Below are 16,437 nucleotides of genomic sequence, written 5' to 3' on the forward strand. Positions count from 1 at the left end.
TCAGGGTCCGCGGTCGCAGTGGCGGCCGTCGTGGATCACGCCCGTGTCGTTCAGGCCGATATCGCGCGCCATGTGACGAGACAGCTCTTCCTGATCGAGGCGATCGTCGAGTCTGACCAGGCGCTCGCGTTGAAACTGGCGCCAGCGCGTCGCCAGTATTTTCAAGGCTGGCATAAGGCTGACATATCCGTTTTTCGTGCTAGATTCGGCCGTCATGACGCGGCTCCCAAGCGTGCTTCTATTGCGCTTATGGATGCCAATGACAGGTGCTGCGGACAAACTGGATTTCCCATCTGATACATAAGGTCAGCTGATGAGTGATCTGGTCACCGGTCTGCCGCCGCTCAGCGCGGTCCGTGCCTTCGAGGCCGCGGCGCGCATGGCAGCTTCACCCGCGCCGCCGTCGAGCTCGGCATGACGCAGGCAGCGGTGAGCTATCAGATCAAGCTGCTGGAGGAGCGCCTCGGCCTACCGCTGTTCCAGCGTTTGTCGCGCCGCGTCGCATTGACCGAGGCCGGCGAGCGCCTGGCGTCATCGGTGATGGATTCCTTCGACGGGCTGCGTGCGGCCTTCGCCGCAGTGACCGAAACGGCCGAGGGCGTGCTCTCGATCCAGGCTTTGCCGACCTTCGCCTCGAACTGGCTGGTGCCTCGCCTTGGCCTGTTCCAGTGCGAGAATCCGGGACTGGCGGTGCGGATGGTCACGCAGGTCGGGCTGCACGATCCGCAAGCCGACGGCTGCGATGTCGCGATCCATCGCGGAACCGGTCAATGGCCGGGGCTGGAGGCACATTGGCTGATGAAGAGCGAGTTCACCCCTTTATGCGGGTCGAACCTGTTCCGCGATCTCGGCCGTCCGCCGCAGCCCTCCGATCTGCTGCGGGTGAAGCGCATCGGCAAGACCGAGGCCTGGGACCGCTGGTTTGCCGCTGCGGGTGTCGACTCCGATGCCACGCCCGGGGAGATGCCGTTCGATCTCAGTGTGCAACAGCTCGAAGTCACGGCCGCGCTCGCCAGCAATGGCGCGGCCATGAGCTCGCCGATCTTCTTCCGGAACGAGCTCTGCGCCGGGCTGTTGATCCAGCCCTTCGACCTGATGCTCGCCGGCGGCCACGATTATTGGCTGACCTACCCGGCGCGACGCCGGACCGCGCGCAAGATCAGCCTGTTCCGCGATTGGCTGCTGCAGCAGGCGAGCGAGGTGCCGGCTATTTCGTCAGCCCCTTCTTCGCCAGCCAGTCCTGGATCAGCTGCGCGACAGAAAGATTATTCTTGTCCAGCATGATCATGTGCGAATTGCCGGTGATGCCGACGGTGGGCAGGTTGACGACCTCGACCGAGCCACCGGCCGCGGTGATCTTGTCGCCGAAATCGGTCGCGGTCTTGCGGATCGTCGGCCAGCGCGCGTCCTGCTCGATATGGTCGCCGAAGACCATCAGCACGGGGATATCCTTCAGTGCCGCCGCCTTGGCCGGGTCGCCGATGCCTGCCGGCTCGACCGCGATCAGCGCCTTGACCTTGTCCGGCCGCGCCTGCGCCACCTTGAAGCCGAACTGGCCGGACTGGCTGTGGAAGGCGATCACGCAGGGGCAGACCTTGTCGACCTCGGCGATATAGGCGTCGATGATCATCTGGTCGGTCGAGGTCCAGCGCGGCACGATCTGCTTGACGAAGTTGTCGTAGCCTTCGGCCGGGAACTGGCTGCCCGGCAGGTATTTGCGCTTGGCCGGATCGCCATCATAGCCGCCGCTCGCGCCGATGCGGAAGCGCTCGAACGGGTTCGCCGTGGTCAGGAAGACCGGCTCGCCGGGGATCACGTCGGGATACATCGCCCAGCCCGAGCGCCCGCGCTCGACCGCATCGGAATTGTAGACCGACCAGCCCTTGCGCAGGAAGAATTCGAGCCAGCCCTGGCGCCCGTCAGGGGTCGTCTCGTAGTTGACGCCGGTCATGCCGCCGCCATGCCAGAGCAGGAGCGGGACGGTGCCACGCTCGTTCTGCGGCAGGAAGTACTGCACATACATCTGCCCGGTCTGGTAGGTGCCGTTCGGGTCGACGCGGGCCGGCGTGCCACCCGGGGTGAACACCACGTCCTTGACCGGCCGGCCGGAGAGCTCGACCAGCTTGCCGCCGACATGGAAGGAGCCCATCCCGCGCAGGGAGATCGGCTCCTGCGCCTGCTGGGCCTGTGCCGGGCCGAGGCTGCATGCCAGGCCGAAAGCGGCCGCCAGAAAATGACGCTTCATGGTCCCTCCCGTCGCCGCGATGGGCGTTATTGATGCGCGGCCATCTTCGGCCGCGCCGCGCGGGGGAGACAATGGTCTTTGCCGGCAGCTGTGAAATGCAAATGCCGGAGCGATTGATGCAGGTAACGTATCAAACCGCGCGCGCGGCTTGCGGAGAGGAGGCGCGAGGCTTAAATTCTAGAATGACTGGCCGTAATTCTAGAATGGGGGCGGTTTGCGAACCGAGAGCGCAATGGGCCTGAGCATCAAGAACGACACTGTCGAGGCGCTGGCGCGCGATCTCGCCCGCCGGCATGGCACAGGCGTTACCGAGATCATCCACCGCGCGCTGAAGGAGAAGGCGGAGCGGGAAGCGGCCGAGCCGTCCTTGTGGGAGAAGCTCGCGCCCATCCGCGAGCGACTCCGCCAAGCCGGTAAGACCGGGTTGGAAGCCGATAAGGCATTCTATGATGAGTTGAATGGTGAATACGAGCGATGATCGTCGCCGATGCCTCGGTGCTTGTCGCGATACTGGCTGAGGAAAGCGACAGCGAGGCTTTTTCACAGCGTCTCGCCGCATTGCCGGCCGGGTCCGGTCGGCGCTTCGTCTCGACGGTGAGTCTTTGGGAGGCGGCTTGCGCCTTAGCCCGGATCTGGCGGATTGACCGTATCTCAGCGCTTGGCGAACTGAACGAATTTCTCGGAGTGACTGGCATCGAGCCTGTCGCGCCTGACATGGCGATCACAGCGCTCGCCATCGAAGCCGCCGAGCGCTACGGAAACGGCTCCGGCTATCCCGGCATCCTCAATCTCGGTGACTGCTTCTCCTATGCCACGGCGAAGCATCTTGGCGCCGCCCTGCTGTTCAAGGGCGACGACTTTGGCCGAACCGACATCACGCCTGCCTGACGGCGAGCCAGTCTCTGCCAGTTTCGCATGATTCAAAATCTGAGCCGGCTGAATCCGCGCCACAGCGTCTTGAATCCATGTGGCAAAGCCCGGAATCCATCTGGCAGCGGATCGCGCCAACCGCTTGACGGGATTCGTGCTTTCGCGCTGAGGCTCGTCACTCTTGCCGTAGCGGTGGCCAGCGGCCACTTGCGGGTGTATAGGCCGCCCTTCGCGCCAAGATGAGGTTAACGCAGGCGCGACATGTGAAATCAGGAGCAAGACGATGTCCGAGCGGTGGACGCCCGAGAGCTGGAGGGCAAAGCCCGTCCAGCAATTGCCGGAATATCCGGACCAGGCAGCCTTGAAGGCGGTGGAGCAGCAGCTCGCCGGCTTTCCGCCGCTCGTTTTTGCAGGCGAGGCGCGCAAGCTCAAACGGGCGTTGAGCAAAGTCGCAGCCGGTGAGGCCTTCCTCCTCCAGGGCGGCGATTGCGCCGAAAGCTTCGCCGAGCACTCGGCCGACAACATCCGCGATTTCTTCCGTCTGTTCCTGCAGATGGCGGTGGTGCTGACCTTTGCCGGCGGCTCGCCGGTGGTGAAGGTCGGGCGTATCGCCGGCCAGTTCGCCAAGCCGCGCTCGGCCCCGACCGAGACGATCGGTGGCGTCGAGCTGCCGAGCTACAAGGGCGACATCATCAACGACAACGAGTTCACGCCCGAGTCCCGGATTCCGGACCCGCGCCGCCAGCTCGAGGCCTATCGCCAGTCGGCGGCGACGCTGAATCTGATCCGCGCCTTCGCCACCGGCGGCTACGCCAATCTCGACCAGGCGCATCGCTGGATGCTCGGCTTCGTCAAGGATTCGCCGGCATCGCATCGCTACCAGGAGGTGGCCGAACGAATCACCGAGGCGCTCGACTTCATGCGCGCCATCGGCATCGATCCCGAAACGCATCCCGAGATGCGGACCACGGATTTCTACACCAGCCACGAGGCGCTGCTGCTTGGCTACGAGCAGGCGATGACGCGCACGGATTCGACCAGCGGCGAGTGGTACGACACCTCCGGCCACATGGTCTGGATCGGTGATCGTACGCGTCAGCTCGATCACGCCCATGTCGAGTTCTTCCGCGGCATCAAGAACCCGATCGGTCTGAAATGCGGCCCGTCGATGAAGCCGGACGAGCTGTTGAAGCTGATCGAGGCGCTCGATCCGCAGAACCAGGCCGGCCGCCTGACGCTGATCGGCCGCTTCGGCGCCGACAAGGTCTTCGACCATCTGCCCGCCCTGGTGCGCGCCACCAAGCGGGAAGGGCGCAATGTTGTCTGGTCCTGCGATCCGATGCACGGCAACACGGTCAAGGCGGCGAGCGGTTACAAGACCCGCCCGTTCGACCTGATCCTGACCGAGGTGAAGAACTTCTTCGCCGTGCATCAGGCCGAGGGGACGCATGCCGGCGGCCTGCATCTCGAAATGACCGGCAAGAACGTCACCGAATGCACCGGTGGCGCGCGCGGTATGACGGATGCGGACCTCAACGACCGCTACCACACCTTCTGCGATCCGCGTCTCAATGCCGAGCAGGCGCTGGAGATGGCCTTCCTCGTCGCCGAGCTGGTCAAGCGCGAGCGCGCCGGCCGGGCGCGGCCGGAGGTCGAAGCGGCGGAGTGACATGACGAGATGACGGGTCGCTTCATCGATCCGTCGTCTTGACCGCCTAACCCGCGCTTCTCATGGTCTAGGCCATAAGAAGTCGCGGGAGGTTGGTATGAAGTTCGGGTTTGCACTCGCTCTGGCCGCCATGGTGCTCGCCGCACCGGTTGTCGCACAAGAGGCTGCGAAGAAGCCGGCACCGCCCGCGGAGCGCTTCGTCGAGATCGCCCGGTTCAAAGCGCCAGCGGCGCGCCAGGCCGCCGCCGTCGATGACAAGTTCGTCTACGCGATCACCGACCGCGCCATCGCCAAGCACGACAAGACGACAGGCGCGCTGGTCAAGGAATGGAAGGGGGCCGAGGACGGCCCGATCATCCATCTCGACAGCGGCGCGGTGATCGACGGCAAGCTCTACGCCGCCCATTCCAACTACCCGGCCTCGCCGATGACCAGCTCGGTCGAGATCTGGGACGCGCAGACGCTGGAGCATGTCGGCTCGCACAGCTTCGGCATTCTGCTGGGCTCGCTGACCTGGCTCGACCGGCATGACGGCGCCTGGTGGGGCGTCTTCGCCAATTACAGCCGCGTCTTCGGCCAGAGCCAGCAGCCCTATGGCAATTCCTACTGGACGACGCTGGTAAAGTTCGACGAAGCCTGGAAGCCGGTCCAGGGCTGGACCTTCCCAGCTGCCGTGATCAAGCGGGCCGAGCCGATGAGCATGTCGGGCGGCAGCTGGGGCAAGGATGGGCTGCTCTACGCCACCGGGCACGATCACAAGGAGGTCTACGCTCTGCGCCTGCCGAAAATGGGCTCGGTGCTGGAGCTGGTCGCGACCTATCCGATCGAGGGCGAGGGGCAGGGCATTGCCTGGGACCGCAGCGGCGCTGCCGACACGCTGTGGATGATCAGCCGGGCGAAATCGGAACTGATCGGCCAGCGCTTCGAGCGCTGACCGGGAGGCGGATCAGAATTTCAGCGCGGCGGCGACACGGCCGGTATTGACCGTCGTCGTGGTGCCTTCGATCTCCGCGAAGCGGATGATCTGGTACTCGGCGCGCAGGAACAGGTTGTCGGTCAGGGCCCAATCGACGCCGGCGCCGGCGCTGAGGCCGAAGGCATAGGTGTTCTTGCGTATCGTGCCGACCTGGAGCGGGTAGCCGTTCGCACGCATGCGGGTTTCACTGGCCTGACCAGCATTGGTGACGATCAATGCGTCGGCATCGATCGTCGAGGTCGTGTTGAAGCGCCCGAGCGCGGCACCGATCGTCGCGAAAGGCATGATCCGGCCGTAAGCCCAACCCATGCGCAGGCGCAGTGTCGCATAATCGTCGAGCTTCGCGGCCTGGTTGGTCGCCATCGACCAGTCGTAGACATTGCCAGTCGACAGGGCGCTACGACGGGCGATGAAGTCGCTCACCCTGTATTCGTGGCCGGCGCGGGTATAGTCCGCTTCCAGGCCGAGCACGACGTCATCGAACAGATAATTGTAACCGGCGATGCCGAAGAACTGCGTGCCGCTATCGCGCTTGTCCGGCAGGTCATTGATGAACGAGCCCATGTCACGCTCGGCGGCCAGGTCGGTATTGCGGAAGGCGGAGTTGGCCAAGGCCCGCAGGCCTTCGCCCGGCTTGAACTTGGTTTCGCTCACCCCGGCGCCGCCGCCGAAATAGAAGCCGGACCAGTCGAAGCGCCCACCTCCGAACATCGGTGGCGGCTCCATCGGTTGCTCGATCTGCGATCCCCGGAGGTAGTCGGCGCCCTGCGCGGCCTGAGGCAGCGCCAGCGCGCAGGCCATCCCGACGACGGGGGCGAGGGCGGCGATAGATCCAGCACGCATCGCGTGTCTCTCCGAACGAAAGCCAGGGCATTGGTTGAGCCGGCCCGAAGATGATTCATGCCGGGTTAACCCTAATGTCGGGTTAATGGATTGCCGGTCCGATCATCCTCGATCAGACATCCGCCCGTGGTCAGGACGCGCGATTCCCGGCTGCGAGGAGAGGGCGCATGATCCGGCACATCGTATTCTTCACGGTCAAGCGTGCCGAGGATGTCGGCATGGTCCAGCGCCTGCTCGGCCGGCTCGGCGAGATCCCGCACGCGCTCGCCTTCGAGGTCGCCGCCAACGCCAGGATCGATCCGATCGGAAATGAGATCGATATCGTCGTCTACGGCGAGTTCGCCGATGAGGCCGCGCTCGCCGCCTGGAAGGCTCATCCGATCTATGACGAGACGACGCAAGCGGTGCGCCCCTTGCGCGAATTGCGCTACTCGGCCGACTTCCGCTCGTCACTGCGCTGACCTGTCCTTGCGAAAACGCAGGGGCGGGCGGGACACCGGCCCGTTGCTGGCGCGCGGGCCGCAAGCTACATCCAGATCATGACCGCGACCTCTCTCCGCCTGGCGCTCGCCCAGCTCAACCCGATCGTCGGCGACGTCGCCGGCAATGCCGACAAGGTGCGCGCGGCTCGCCGCGAGGCGGCAGCCGGCGGCGCCGAGCTCGTCATGTTCCCGGAGCTCTTCCTCTCGGCCTATCCGCCGGAGGACCTGGTGCTGAAGCCGGCCTTCCAGGACGCCTGCCGCAAGGCCTGCGAGGAGCTCGCCCGCGAGACCGCCGATGGCGGCCCGGCCGTGCTCGTCGGCCTGCCCTGGCTCGAGGACGGCAAGCTCTACAACGCCTATGCCCTGCTCGACGGCGGGCTGATCCAGTCGGTGCGCTTCAAGGTCGACCTGCCGAATTACGGCGTCTTCGACGAGAAGCGGGTGTTCGAGCCCGGCCCGCTGCCCGGCCCGGTCGTCTTCCGCAATCATGTTCGCCTCGGCATTCCGATCTGCGAGGACATCTGGGGCGAGGAGGTCGTCGAGTGCATCGCCGAGACCGGCGGCGAGATCCTGCTCGTTCCGAACGGCTCGCCCTTCCGCCGCGGCGTGATCGAGGAGCGGCTCAACGTCGCCGTTGCCCGCGTCGTCGAGAGCGGTCTGCCGATCGTCTACCTCAACCAGCTCGGCGGCCAGGATGAGCTCGTCTTCGAGGGCGCCTCCTTCGTCCTCAATGCCGACCGCAGCTTCGCGCACCAGCTGCCAGCCTTCCGTGAGGCGATCGCGATCACGCACTGGGAGCGCGGGCCCGATGGCTGGCGCTGCCTGCCGGGTGAGGTCGCCCCGGTCGAGAGCGGCGATGACGCCGACTATGCAGCCTGTGTGCTGGGCTTGCGTGACTATGTCGAAAAGAACCGCTTCCCCGGCGTCGTGCTCGGCCTCTCCGGCGGCATCGATTCCGCCATCTGCGCTGCGATCGCGGTCGATGCGCTGGGCTCGGAACGCGTGCGCTGCGTGATGATGCCCTACCGCTTCACCTCGCAGGAGAGCCTCGACGACGCGAAGCGGTGCGCCGATGCCCTCGGCGTACGCTACGAGATCGTGCCGATCGCCGAGCCGGTCGAGGGCTTCGAGCACGCTTTGGCCGAGCTCTTCGCCGGCACCAATCGCGGCATCACCGAGGAGAACCTGCAGAGCCGGGTGCGCGGCACGCTGCTGATGTCGATCTCGAACAAGTTCGGGCCGATGGTGGTGACGACCGGCAACAAGTCCGAGATGTCCTGCGGCTACGCCACGCTTTATGGCGACATGAACGGCGGCTACAACCCGATCAAGGATCTCTACAAGACCGAGGTCTTCCGGCTCTCGGCCCTGCGCAACCGTTGGAAGCCGGCCGGTGCACTCGGGCCGGACGGCGAGGTCATCCCCGAGAACATCATCGTCAAGCCGCCTTCAGCCGAATTGCGCGAAAACCAGAAGGACCAGGATTCGCTGCCGGCCTATGAGGTGCTCGACGACATCCTCGCTTGCCTGATCGAGCATGAGATGCGCCTCGCCGACATCGTCGCCCGCGGCCACGATCTCGAGACGGTGCAGAAGGTCGAGCGCCTGCTCTATCTCGCCGAGTACAAGCGCCGGCAGGCGGCGCCGGGCGTCAAGGTCACCCGCAAGAACTTCGGCCGCGACCGGCGCTACCCGATCGTCAACCGCTTCCGCGATTCCGGCGCGCCGGCGCATGAGCCGGACCGCGCTCTGGTCAAGGGCGTCGGCAAGGCCGGCGGCGAGAGCTTCGATTTTTGAAGGTTGCGTCCCCGCGCAGCCCTCATCCTGAGCAGCGGGCACAGCCCGCGTCTCGAAGGATTCCAGTTGGTTCCGGAGCCTCCTGAAGCATCCGAGACGCCGCTGACGCGGCTCCTCAGGATGAGGCTGTAGGCGACGGTGGCGTCGTCGCCTACAGCCAGAATCCGCCGATCTGGTTCGCCTTCTCATTGCCGAGGCAGGCGGTCATCCGGTCGAGCCAGATGCGCTGGTATTTCGCGTTGGCGCTGTGCTGGGTGTCCTTGTCGTAGCGCGCTTGGATCAGCCCGGCGCGCCGCTGGAAATGCAAGTCGGCGAGGGCGACATAGGCCTGGACCAGCGCGGCGATGCTGGCGGCCCGCAGCGCCGTCAGCTCACGCGCCAGCTGGCGGGCGATGACGAAGCCGACATCGTAGTGGAACTGCTCATGGGCCAGCAGCGCCGGCGTCAGCGTCACGCCGATCTTGAGTTGCGCGGCTGGCCAGATGTCGATCTCGTTGGGGACCCCGAGCGCATAGTCGGTGCCGGCCATGCGCACGCCATGGTCGGGGATATCGAAGGCGAAGGCGGTGTAGGCGTCCTGCACGGTGCCATCGGCGGGATCCATGACCACCGGCACCTGCGTGAAGTCGCCGATCTTGAGCTTGCTGGGGCTGCGCGAGGCGGTGAAGACCGCGTCGGCCGGCGCCGGATTGCTGGCAATGTGCTGGACGGTCTTGCCGCCCGGGTCAACCCGCGAATCCGGGCTGGTCATCTTCAGGAAGACCTGCTGGTAGCGCTTTATCGCGCTACGGGTCAGCGGCCCGCAGAGCCCGTCGACCTCGAGCAGGTCGACACCCAGCGCTTTGACATGGGGGTTGATGCTCGCCTGGATCAGGCGGGTGTCCGGAACCGTGTTCTTGCCGCCGAGACCGACTGAAGCCGTGATGCTCATCCTCGCCTCCGAGCGTAGATATCGACATCCCCGTCGCCTTCTAACCTTGCGTCAATCTGGGCTGTTGTCGATCTCCTTCCGCGAGGCCCGTGCGATGCCCTTGCCCTCGCGCCGTTCCCGCGCGACAAGCGGCCGGTCATGACCACACCCTTCGTCCGCACCGCCCCGTCGCCGACCGGCTATCTCCACATCGGCAATGCCCGCTCGCTGATGTTCAACTGGCTCTTCGCCAGGCGGCATGGCGGACGCTTCCTGCTGCGTTATGACGACACCGACCAGGCGCGCTCGAAGCCGGAATTCGCCGATGCCATCGCCGAGGACCTCGGCTGGCTCGGCGTCCTGCCTGACGCCAGCATCAAGCAGTCGGAGCGGATCGCGCTTTACGATGCGGCGGCCGACAAGCTGCGCGCCGCGGGCCGTCTCTATCCCTGCTATGAGAGTGCCGACGAGCTCGACCGCAAGCGCAAGCGCCAGCTCGCCCGCGGTCTGCCGCCGGTCTATGACCGTGCCGGCCTGAAGCTGACGGCCGAGGAGCGCGCCAAGCTGGAAGCGGAAGGCCGCAAGCCGCATTGGCGCTTCCTGCTCGACTGGGAGGAGATCGGCTGGGACGATCTCGTCCGCGGCCCGTCGCACGTCGACTGCGCCTCGCTCTCCGACACGGTGCTGGTGCGCGAGGACGGCACCTATCCCTATACGCTGCCCTCGGTGGTCGACGATCTCGACATGGGCATCACCCATGTCATCCGCGGCGAGGACCACGTCACCAACACCGCCGTGCAGATCCAGATCATGCAGGCGCTCGGCGGCACGCTGCCCACCTTCGGCCATCACAACCTCCTGACCACCGCGAGCGGCGAGGGGCTGTCGAAGCGCCTAGGCCATCTCTCGCTCCGGGGCCTGCGCGAATCCGGCATCGAGTCGCTGGCGGTCGCGTCGCTCGCCGTTCTGACCGGATCATCCGACGCTGTGCGGCCGGTTTCGAGCCTCGACGAACTCGCCGGGCTGGTCGATCTCGCCCATGTCTCGCGCGCTCCGGCCAAGTTCGACGAGCACGAGCTGGAGACGCTCTCGGCCCGCACCCTGCACCAGCTGGATTTCGCGGCGGTCGAGGAGCGACTGAAGCAGCTCGGCATTCCGGCGAGCGAGCCGTTCTGGCTCGCCGTGCGCGGCAATCTCGCCCGGCTCTCGGGCGCGAAGGACTGGTGGACGGTGATCGAGGGGCCGCTTGAGCCGCACGTCGCCGACAAGGCCTTCATGGCACAGGCGGCGGAGCTCTTGCCGGCCGAGCCATTCGACCAGACGACCTGGAAGAGCTGGACGCAAAGCGTGGCGGCCGCGACGGGGGCGAAGGGCAAGGCCTTGTTCATGCCGTTGCGCCAGGCGCTGACCGGCCTCGACCACGGGCCTGAGCTGGCAGCGCTGCTGCCGCTGATCGGGCGGGAGAAGGCGCTCAGGCGGCTGAACGGCGAGGCGGCGTGAGCGGTACGGCGTCATTCTCGGGCGAAGCGAAGCGCAGACCCGGGAATCTCCTGACGAAAGGGCCGCTGGTTTCCGAGATGTCCGGGTCAGGCCCGGCCAGGACGGTTCCCCTTCACTCGTGCCGGTGCATCGCCGAGTCGTGCTTGGTGTCGCGCATGGTCGAATAGACCAGCAGCGAGATGAAGATCACGCCCGAGAGGTAGTAATAGAACCACTGTTCGTGGCCCTGCTGCTTGAAGAACAGGGCGATCGCCGGGGCCGTGCCGCCGAAGATCGAGACGGTCAGAGCATAGGGCACGGCGACGCCGGTGGCACGGATCGAGGTCGGGAACAGTTCGGCCTTCACCACGGCGTTGATCGAGGTGTAGCCGGCGACGAAGATCCAGGCGCCGGAGATCAACAGGAAGGCGACCCAGGGCGACTTGGTCTGCTCCAGCGCCGACAGGATCGGCACGGTCAGCAGCGTCCCGGCGACGCCGAAGAAGATCAGCAAGGGCTTGCGGCCGATCCGGTCGGACAGCATGCCGTAGAGCGGCTGCAGGATCGAGGCGAAGATCAGCGAGCCGGCGATGACATAGGTGGTGGTGATGTCGGAGAGGCCGACCGTCTGCTTCACGAAGGTCTGCATGTAGGTGGTGAAGGTGTAGAAGGCGGCAGTGCCGCCCGCCGTCAGGCCGACCACGATGGCGACCTCGCGCGGGTATTTCAGCAGGCCGCGTAGCGAGCTTTCCTTCGCTGGGCCGGCCTTCTTGGCTTCGTTGAAGGCATCGGTCTCGTGCATGTTCCGGCGCATGAACATGGCGGTGACCGCCAGCATCGCGCCGATCACGAAGGGGATGCGCCAGCCCCAGTCGACCAGCTGCTCATGCGTCAGGAAGACGTTCTGCAGCAAAAGCAGCACCAGGATCGCGGTGAGCTGCCCGCCGATCAGCGTCACATACTGGAAGCTCGAATAGAAGCCGCGATGGTCGGGATGGGCGATCTCGGTGAGATAGGTCGCGCTCGCCCCGTATTCGCCGCCGAGGCTCAGGCCCTCGATGATCCGTGCGACCGCCAGCAGGATCGGGGCAGCGAAGCCGATTGTTTCATAGGTCGGCGTCACTGCGATGATCAGCGAGCCGAAGCACATCATCAGCACCGAGACCGTCAATGACAGCCGCCGCCCATAGCGGTCGGCGATATGGCCGAACAGCCAGCCGCCGATCGGGCGCACGATGAAGCCGGCGGCGAACAGGGTCGCCGCGTTGAGCTGCACCACCACCGGATCATGCGAGGGGAAGAACTTGGGCGCGAAATAGAGCGCGAAGGCAGTGTAGGCGTAAAAATCGTACCACTCGACCAGATTGCCGACCGAGCCGATGAAGATCGCCTTCAGGCGCCGCGCCGTATCGGCGACGTCCATGCCATGGGGGCGGGGGTGGAGATTGCTGGATCCGACATGGCTCGCTCCGCGCATCGATGCGACGCGGGAGAGGCCAGCGCCGGCAGCTATACGCAGGTTTACGCCTTGCGTTCCGGGCCAGTCAGCGAGGAGAGATTTGGTCGGAGTTGCTTCTGGCGCATGACAGGCGCGCCTACGGCCGTGCATCGCTCCCGCCCCGCGTTGACGGCTGCATGAGCGTGCGGCAATCACCGCAGCCCACGAGACCGGTCACTGCGATGCCTGCCTTCTCTCTTGCGATATTCGACTACGACGGCACGCTGGCTGACAGCTTTCCGTGGTTCTGCTCGGTGCTCAACCAGACCGCGCGGCAGTTTGGCTTCCGCGAGGTTGCGGAAGGCGAGGCCGATGAGCTTCGCGGGCTTGATTCGCGCCAGATCATCGCCCGCCTTGGCGTTCCCTTATGGAAGATGCCGGCAATCGCGATGCATATGCGCAAGCTGAGCGCCGAGGCCGGAGATACGGTGGCGCTCTTTCCGGGTGCCGAGCCGATGCTCGCCGGCCTGGCCGCCAGCGACGTCGCGATTGCGATCGTCAGCTCGAACAGCGAAGAGGTCATCCGCCGCACACTTGGCCAAGCCGCAGCTCATGTGAGCCATTTCAGCTGCGGCGCATCGCTCTGGGGCAAGAGTGCCAAGTTCAAGGCCGTCATCCGGCGGGCCGGTGCTCCCAGGCAGCGTACCATAGCGATCGGAGACGAGATCCGCGACATCGATGCGGCGCGGCGAGCCGGCATCACGTCCGGCGCGGTGACCTTCGGCTACAATACCGGTGCGTCTCTGCGAGCGCACGGGCCCGACATGATCTTCGACGACTACGGACAGTTGCTCGCCAAGCTGACGGCGTGATCTGGAGCGCGCTCAGGGCCGCGCCGTCGCCCCGACCCCGAGATTGGGCGCGAGGTTCGGCGCGACGATCCGTACCGTGCGCCGCTCGCCGGTGACGCTCTTGCTCTCGCGCTTCAGCCCGTCGCCCTGCTGCAGTGTCTTCTCGCCGTCGATCCGCTGCGGGCCGACGCCGGCGGATTCGGTGCTGGCGGTCGGCACGTTGGTGTCAGGCGTCGGCTCGTCGCCCGGCGCGGCCTGGAGCACGGTCGGCGCCGGGCCGGCCGGGGTGGCCGGCTTGGCTTCCGGCACATTGGCAGCGCCCTTCTTGCCGCGCTGCGGCTGCTCCGGCTTCGGCCGCGACATTTCCTGCGAGCGCTGCTCGGTGACGATGATGTCGCCCTTGCGCTGGTCGAGCATCTGCTCGGCGTTCTGCAGCGCCTGAGCCCAGCTCTGGCCCTGTCCCCGGCAGGTGCAGGCGGCGTCGAAGCTGCGGGTGTATTTCAGCGCGTTCGGCAGCGACGAGTAGGGCTGCCCGCTGCTGCGCGCAACCGCGTTCTGGATGTCGCCACCGCTGCTCATGCCATAGGCCAGCGTCTCGCTGCCGGGGCAGAGCGACTGGCACATCTCGTCCTGGCTCTCGCGTCCGCCCGGGCTGTTGGCGAGCGGGAAGAAGTAGCCATCGCAGCTGCGCACGCAGACCGAATAGGGTCCGCCCTGGCGTGCTCCGCCTTCCGTCGGCTCGGTCGGCTGATCGGGGGTCGAGCTCGGGCAGGGTCGAATCGATCTCGCCGCGGCGCGGCTCGATCCCGAAGATCGTCTCGAAGAAGCCGCGCTGCTGCGTCCGGCAGTTGTTGTTGATCAGCGCCGCGAGCTGGGCGCGCCGCTGTTCGACGCCGCCGCCCTGCGCCTGCTGCTGGAGCTGGCCATATTGCGACTGCAGCGCTCCGAGCTGGGCGCGGATGCCGCCGCATTGCGGCGGTGGCGCCTCGCCGAAGAACAGAAAGCCGCCGCCGCGGTCGCAGCCCATGGCGCGATACTGGTTGGAGAGTTGCGCCAGCTGGCCGGCAACGCGCTGCGCCGCCTGGGCGGCGCGTGCATCGCCGCCGCGCTGGCCCTGCAGGTTGGCATATTCGGCGCGCCAGTTGTCACAAGCCGGCGACTGCGCCAAGGCTGCGCCCGAGAGCGCGGCAAAAGCCAGCGCCGGAGCGAGCGCGCGTCGGAGCGAAGCGAAAATCATCGAAGGCAGAGTTGCTATCCCTGTGACTCATCCCATGCCAGCGGCGACCGCCTGCACCGGCAAAGCACATGCTAGAAACGCGACGGAACTAAGGAGGCGCGTGTCGAACCGTCCGCGAAAGCCGATTCGATGCATCGCCCGGACGACTTTGCGCATCGCATATCGCGCCGCGGGCGGCAAATCGCGCTACGCGGAGGTAGTGTCTCAGATTGAAATTTGAGCCTGCGCCTTTTTGTAAGCCCGCGCTTTGGCCGGAACGGCGGCGTCCATCACTTCTACGATATCGGTCCAGTTCGACAGCGTGCCAGACAGGTTCGCTGCCATGGCCAGCCTGTGATGCCCTGTAATGCGAAGCGTCTCGTGGATGCGCAGGAAATTGTAGCGCACGGCGTAGCGTCAAGCATGACAGTTCAGTCAATCGTCGTAAGGCAATTGCATCGTGTCACCGAAGCGGGGAAAGACCTTGTCCAACTTCCTCAGGTAGTCCTTCACGTCGGTGGACAGTTTCATGATCGCCTTCACGCCAGCAAGATGCTGCTGCATGTGGCGGTAGCCTTCGCTTTCGGTAAGATGCTGGAAGAGTTTTTCGTTAGGGCGGCCAGACGCCCCGCGCCGCACAACCTCCTGCAATTTGGTCCTGACGCCCGGCGCCAACCGATCGTATATGTCCTCGGTCCTTTTTGCGAAGATAAGTGGGCGTTTTACACTCTTCGGATCGTATGTATATCCATGAAGTCGAAATAATTCTTTGTAAAAATCGTCATCGAATGTCTTAACCCAAGGCAATGCGTCTTGAGAAACGTATTTCTCAAGTAGTTTAATAAGTGCATTCTTTGCTCTAATATCTTGATACCCAGTCGCTTCATCAACCAGCGCATCAATCGCTACATTTGTTAGACCTTTTAGGAGCCGCGTGGCCGCGTCAGCTATATGCTCCTGAGACGGCAGCAACTTTCTCGCCATTTTAGCTTCGTGATACACCCAGCAAACGGCCGGAAGCAGTTGTGCGCGATACCCAAAGCCAAGGCTGCCACCTAGTCCACCGCCTTTCTCGGTCTCGAAGATAATTGGAGACGACGACCGCACTAAGTCGCTGGGAATAAAGGGCTCTAGGTTCTTTGCGCGCAGAAAGACCGGTAAGTTGGCGATCGCCTCGTTCCCGCCAGCACTGTTCGGTGTTCGCGTCCTACCAAGGGCTTCCAGGAACCCAGCTTGGCTGAGGACACGTGTGTTCTCCGCATCGTCTAGAACAGCGCACGGTATTCCCCCGAGCGGCAACACGCCCGACACGATTGCTTTTGGGATTACCGTGCCTTCCGGCACGTCAAACTTCTGCCAGCGCGCTAATGCGCCGCGCCGCGCAATGCTCCTTCGCTCCTCTGGCGAGAGGTTCTTTGCGCGGTTCTTTCCGCCAAGGCTCTGCGGGGTGTCATTCATCAGAATCACTCCTTGCTTGCTGGCAAGGAGCGGTATCATGCTTACTGGCAGATAGGCAAGCATTCGATTGGAACAAAAGCGAACGTGCTTGCTAAGAATCCTTGGTGGTTTTGCCGTTGCAATCTCGATTCGGCGCTCGGCGTTCATGGTTTCGGCGCGCCTGCGCCTGCATGGCCTTGTCTTGCCGTTGGCGAGCCGGGCAG

The 16,437-nt window shown here is 65.1% G+C and carries 18 protein-coding genes; 10 read left to right on the forward strand and 8 right to left on the reverse strand.

The features are described from left to right. Nucleotides 1-216: a hypothetical protein gene (locus QO058_RS26110; protein ID WP_284169128.1), complete on the reverse strand. Its 216-nt coding sequence runs from the start codon at nt 214-216 to the stop codon at nt 1-3. A gap of 198 nt (nt 217-414) precedes the next feature. Between QO058_RS26110 and QO058_RS26115 the strand changes: the two genes are divergently transcribed. Continuing rightward, nucleotides 415-1,284, forward strand: a complete 870-nt coding sequence (locus QO058_RS26115; RefSeq protein WP_284169129.1) for a LysR substrate-binding domain-containing protein — start codon at nt 415-417, stop codon at nt 1,282-1,284. On the opposite strand, the gene QO058_RS26120 is transcribed toward QO058_RS26115, so the two are convergent. Further along, nucleotides 1,208-2,245 carry an alpha/beta hydrolase gene (locus tag QO058_RS26120; RefSeq protein WP_284169130.1) on the reverse strand — a complete coding sequence of 346 codons (1,038 nt, stop codon included), beginning with the start codon at nt 2,243-2,245 and terminating at the stop codon, nt 1,208-1,210. The two genes, QO058_RS26115 and QO058_RS26120, sit on opposite strands and share 77 nt — an antisense overlap. Before the next feature lie 232 nt (nt 2,246-2,477). Here QO058_RS26120 and QO058_RS26125 point away from each other — a divergent pair, with 232 nt between their 5' ends. The 4 genes from QO058_RS26125 to QO058_RS26140 all read left to right on the forward strand — a co-directional run bounded on the left by QO058_RS26125 (nt 2,478) and on the right by QO058_RS26140 (nt 5,718). After that, nucleotides 2,478-2,723: a type II toxin-antitoxin system VapB family antitoxin gene (locus QO058_RS26125; protein WP_284169131.1), complete on the forward strand. Its 246-nt coding sequence runs from the start codon at nt 2,478-2,480 to the stop codon at nt 2,721-2,723. Then, nucleotides 2,720-3,133 carry a type II toxin-antitoxin system VapC family toxin gene (locus QO058_RS26130; protein ID WP_284169132.1) on the forward strand — a complete coding sequence of 138 codons (414 nt, stop codon included), beginning with the start codon at nt 2,720-2,722 and terminating at the stop codon, nt 3,131-3,133. Before QO058_RS26125 ends, QO058_RS26130 begins: the two co-directional genes overlap by 4 nt. 265 nt (nt 3,134-3,398) lie before the next feature. Next, on the forward strand, nt 3,399-4,784 hold the full coding sequence (locus tag QO058_RS26135) for a class II 3-deoxy-7-phosphoheptulonate synthase (RefSeq protein ID WP_284169133.1): 1,386 nt from the start codon (nt 3,399-3,401) through the stop codon (nt 4,782-4,784). A 97-nt stretch (nt 4,785-4,881) separates the two neighbouring features. Next, nucleotides 4,882-5,718 carry a cycloisomerase gene (locus tag QO058_RS26140; RefSeq protein ID WP_284169134.1) on the forward strand — a complete coding sequence of 279 codons (837 nt, stop codon included), beginning with the start codon at nt 4,882-4,884 and terminating at the stop codon, nt 5,716-5,718. A gap of 12 nt (nt 5,719-5,730) precedes the next feature. Here the strand turns inward: QO058_RS26140 and QO058_RS26145 are convergent, their stop codons facing one another. Continuing rightward, nucleotides 5,731-6,603 carry an outer membrane protein gene (locus QO058_RS26145; RefSeq protein ID WP_284169135.1) on the reverse strand — a complete coding sequence of 291 codons (873 nt, stop codon included), beginning with the start codon at nt 6,601-6,603 and terminating at the stop codon, nt 5,731-5,733. Nucleotides 6,604-6,770: 167 nt separating this feature from the next. On the opposite strand from QO058_RS26145, the gene QO058_RS26150 reads away from it, so the two are divergent. After that, a complete protein-coding gene (locus tag QO058_RS26150) occupies nt 6,771-7,064 on the forward strand; it encodes a Dabb family protein (RefSeq protein WP_284169136.1) in 294 nt (97 codons plus the stop codon). 78 nt (nt 7,065-7,142) lie between these two features. After that, complete coding sequence (locus QO058_RS26155) at nt 7,143-8,882, forward strand: NAD+ synthase (protein ID WP_284169137.1); 1,740 nt, start codon at nt 7,143-7,145, stop codon at nt 8,880-8,882. A gap of 151 nt (nt 8,883-9,033) precedes the next feature. Here the strand turns inward: QO058_RS26155 and QO058_RS26160 are convergent, their stop codons facing one another. Continuing rightward, the gene (locus QO058_RS26160) at nt 9,034-9,813 is read right to left on the reverse strand and encodes a hypothetical protein (protein WP_284169138.1); all 780 of its coding nucleotides are present in this window, start codon (nt 9,811-9,813) and stop codon (nt 9,034-9,036) included. 138 nt (nt 9,814-9,951) lie between these two features. Between QO058_RS26160 and gltX the strand changes: the two genes are divergently transcribed. Beyond that, nucleotides 9,952-11,292 carry a glutamate--tRNA ligase gene (gene gltX, locus QO058_RS26165; RefSeq protein WP_284169139.1) on the forward strand — a complete coding sequence of 447 codons (1,341 nt, stop codon included), beginning with the start codon at nt 9,952-9,954 and terminating at the stop codon, nt 11,290-11,292. Between the two features lie 112 nt (nt 11,293-11,404). Here gltX and QO058_RS26170 read toward each other — a convergent pair whose 3' ends face one another. Then, on the reverse strand, nt 11,405-12,694 hold the full coding sequence (locus QO058_RS26170; protein ID WP_284173027.1) for an MFS transporter: 1,290 nt from the start codon (nt 12,692-12,694) through the stop codon (nt 11,405-11,407). Nucleotides 12,695-12,840: 146 nt separating this feature from the next. On the opposite strand from QO058_RS26170, the gene QO058_RS26175 reads away from it, so the two are divergent. Further along, nucleotides 12,841-13,581 carry an HAD hydrolase-like protein gene (locus QO058_RS26175; RefSeq protein ID WP_347975523.1) on the forward strand — a complete coding sequence of 247 codons (741 nt, stop codon included), beginning with the start codon at nt 12,841-12,843 and terminating at the stop codon, nt 13,579-13,581. 12 nt (nt 13,582-13,593) lie between these two features. Here the strand turns inward: QO058_RS26175 and QO058_RS26180 are convergent, their stop codons facing one another. Beyond that, nucleotides 13,594-14,253 (reverse strand): DUF2865 domain-containing protein, encoded by a 660-nt coding sequence (locus QO058_RS26180; RefSeq protein ID WP_284169140.1) that lies wholly within the window; start codon nt 14,251-14,253, stop codon nt 13,594-13,596. A gap of 235 nt (nt 14,254-14,488) precedes the next feature. Between QO058_RS26180 and QO058_RS26185 the strand changes: the two genes are divergently transcribed. Then, a complete protein-coding gene (locus QO058_RS26185) occupies nt 14,489-14,872 on the forward strand; it encodes a hypothetical protein (protein ID WP_284169141.1) in 384 nt (127 codons plus the stop codon). Between the two features lie 129 nt (nt 14,873-15,001). On the opposite strand, the gene QO058_RS26190 is transcribed toward QO058_RS26185, so the two are convergent. Together QO058_RS26190 and QO058_RS26195 are read right to left on the reverse strand one after the other, a co-directional pair. Further along, on the reverse strand, nt 15,002-15,184 hold the full coding sequence (locus QO058_RS26190; protein ID WP_284169142.1) for a hypothetical protein: 183 nt from the start codon (nt 15,182-15,184) through the stop codon (nt 15,002-15,004). A gap of 27 nt (nt 15,185-15,211) precedes the next feature. Then, nucleotides 15,212-16,381: a P63C domain-containing protein gene (locus QO058_RS26195; protein ID WP_284169143.1), complete on the reverse strand. Its 1,170-nt coding sequence runs from the start codon at nt 16,379-16,381 to the stop codon at nt 15,212-15,214. Nucleotides 16,382-16,437 lie beyond the last annotated feature (56 nt).

Source organism: Bosea vestrisii (genome assembly GCF_030144325.1).
GTDB classification, from domain to species: domain Bacteria; phylum Pseudomonadota; class Alphaproteobacteria; order Rhizobiales; family Beijerinckiaceae; genus Allobosea; species Allobosea vestrisii_A.

Coding starts and splice junctions, on each gene's coding strand:
- QO058_RS26170 (WP_284173027.1), bottom strand. CDS start 12,694: ATGGACGTCGCCGATACGGCGCGGCGCCTGAAGGCGATCTTCATCGGC.
- QO058_RS26120 (WP_284169130.1), bottom strand. CDS start 2,245: ATGAAGCGTCATTTTCTGGCGGCCGCTTTCGGCCTGGCATGCAGCCTC.
- QO058_RS26195 (WP_284169143.1), bottom strand. CDS start 16,381: ATGAACGCCGAGCGCCGAATCGAGATTGCAACGGCAAAACCACCAAGG.
- QO058_RS26155 (WP_284169137.1), top strand. CDS start 7,143: ATGACCGCGACCTCTCTCCGCCTGGCGCTCGCCCAGCTCAACCCGATC.
- QO058_RS26110 (WP_284169128.1), bottom strand. CDS start 216: ATGACGGCCGAATCTAGCACGAAAAACGGATATGTCAGCCTTATGCCA.
- gltX (WP_284169139.1), top strand. CDS start 9,952: ATGACCACACCCTTCGTCCGCACCGCCCCGTCGCCGACCGGCTATCTC.
- QO058_RS26125 (WP_284169131.1), top strand. CDS start 2,478: ATGGGCCTGAGCATCAAGAACGACACTGTCGAGGCGCTGGCGCGCGAT.
- QO058_RS26160 (WP_284169138.1), bottom strand. CDS start 9,813: ATGAGCATCACGGCTTCAGTCGGTCTCGGCGGCAAGAACACGGTTCCG.
- QO058_RS26115 (WP_284169129.1), top strand. CDS start 415: ATGACGCAGGCAGCGGTGAGCTATCAGATCAAGCTGCTGGAGGAGCGC.
- QO058_RS26140 (WP_284169134.1), top strand. CDS start 4,882: ATGAAGTTCGGGTTTGCACTCGCTCTGGCCGCCATGGTGCTCGCCGCA.
- QO058_RS26150 (WP_284169136.1), top strand. CDS start 6,771: ATGATCCGGCACATCGTATTCTTCACGGTCAAGCGTGCCGAGGATGTC.
- QO058_RS26145 (WP_284169135.1), bottom strand. CDS start 6,603: ATGCGTGCTGGATCTATCGCCGCCCTCGCCCCCGTCGTCGGGATGGCC.
- QO058_RS26135 (WP_284169133.1), top strand. CDS start 3,399: ATGTCCGAGCGGTGGACGCCCGAGAGCTGGAGGGCAAAGCCCGTCCAG.
- QO058_RS26130 (WP_284169132.1), top strand. CDS start 2,720: ATGATCGTCGCCGATGCCTCGGTGCTTGTCGCGATACTGGCTGAGGAA.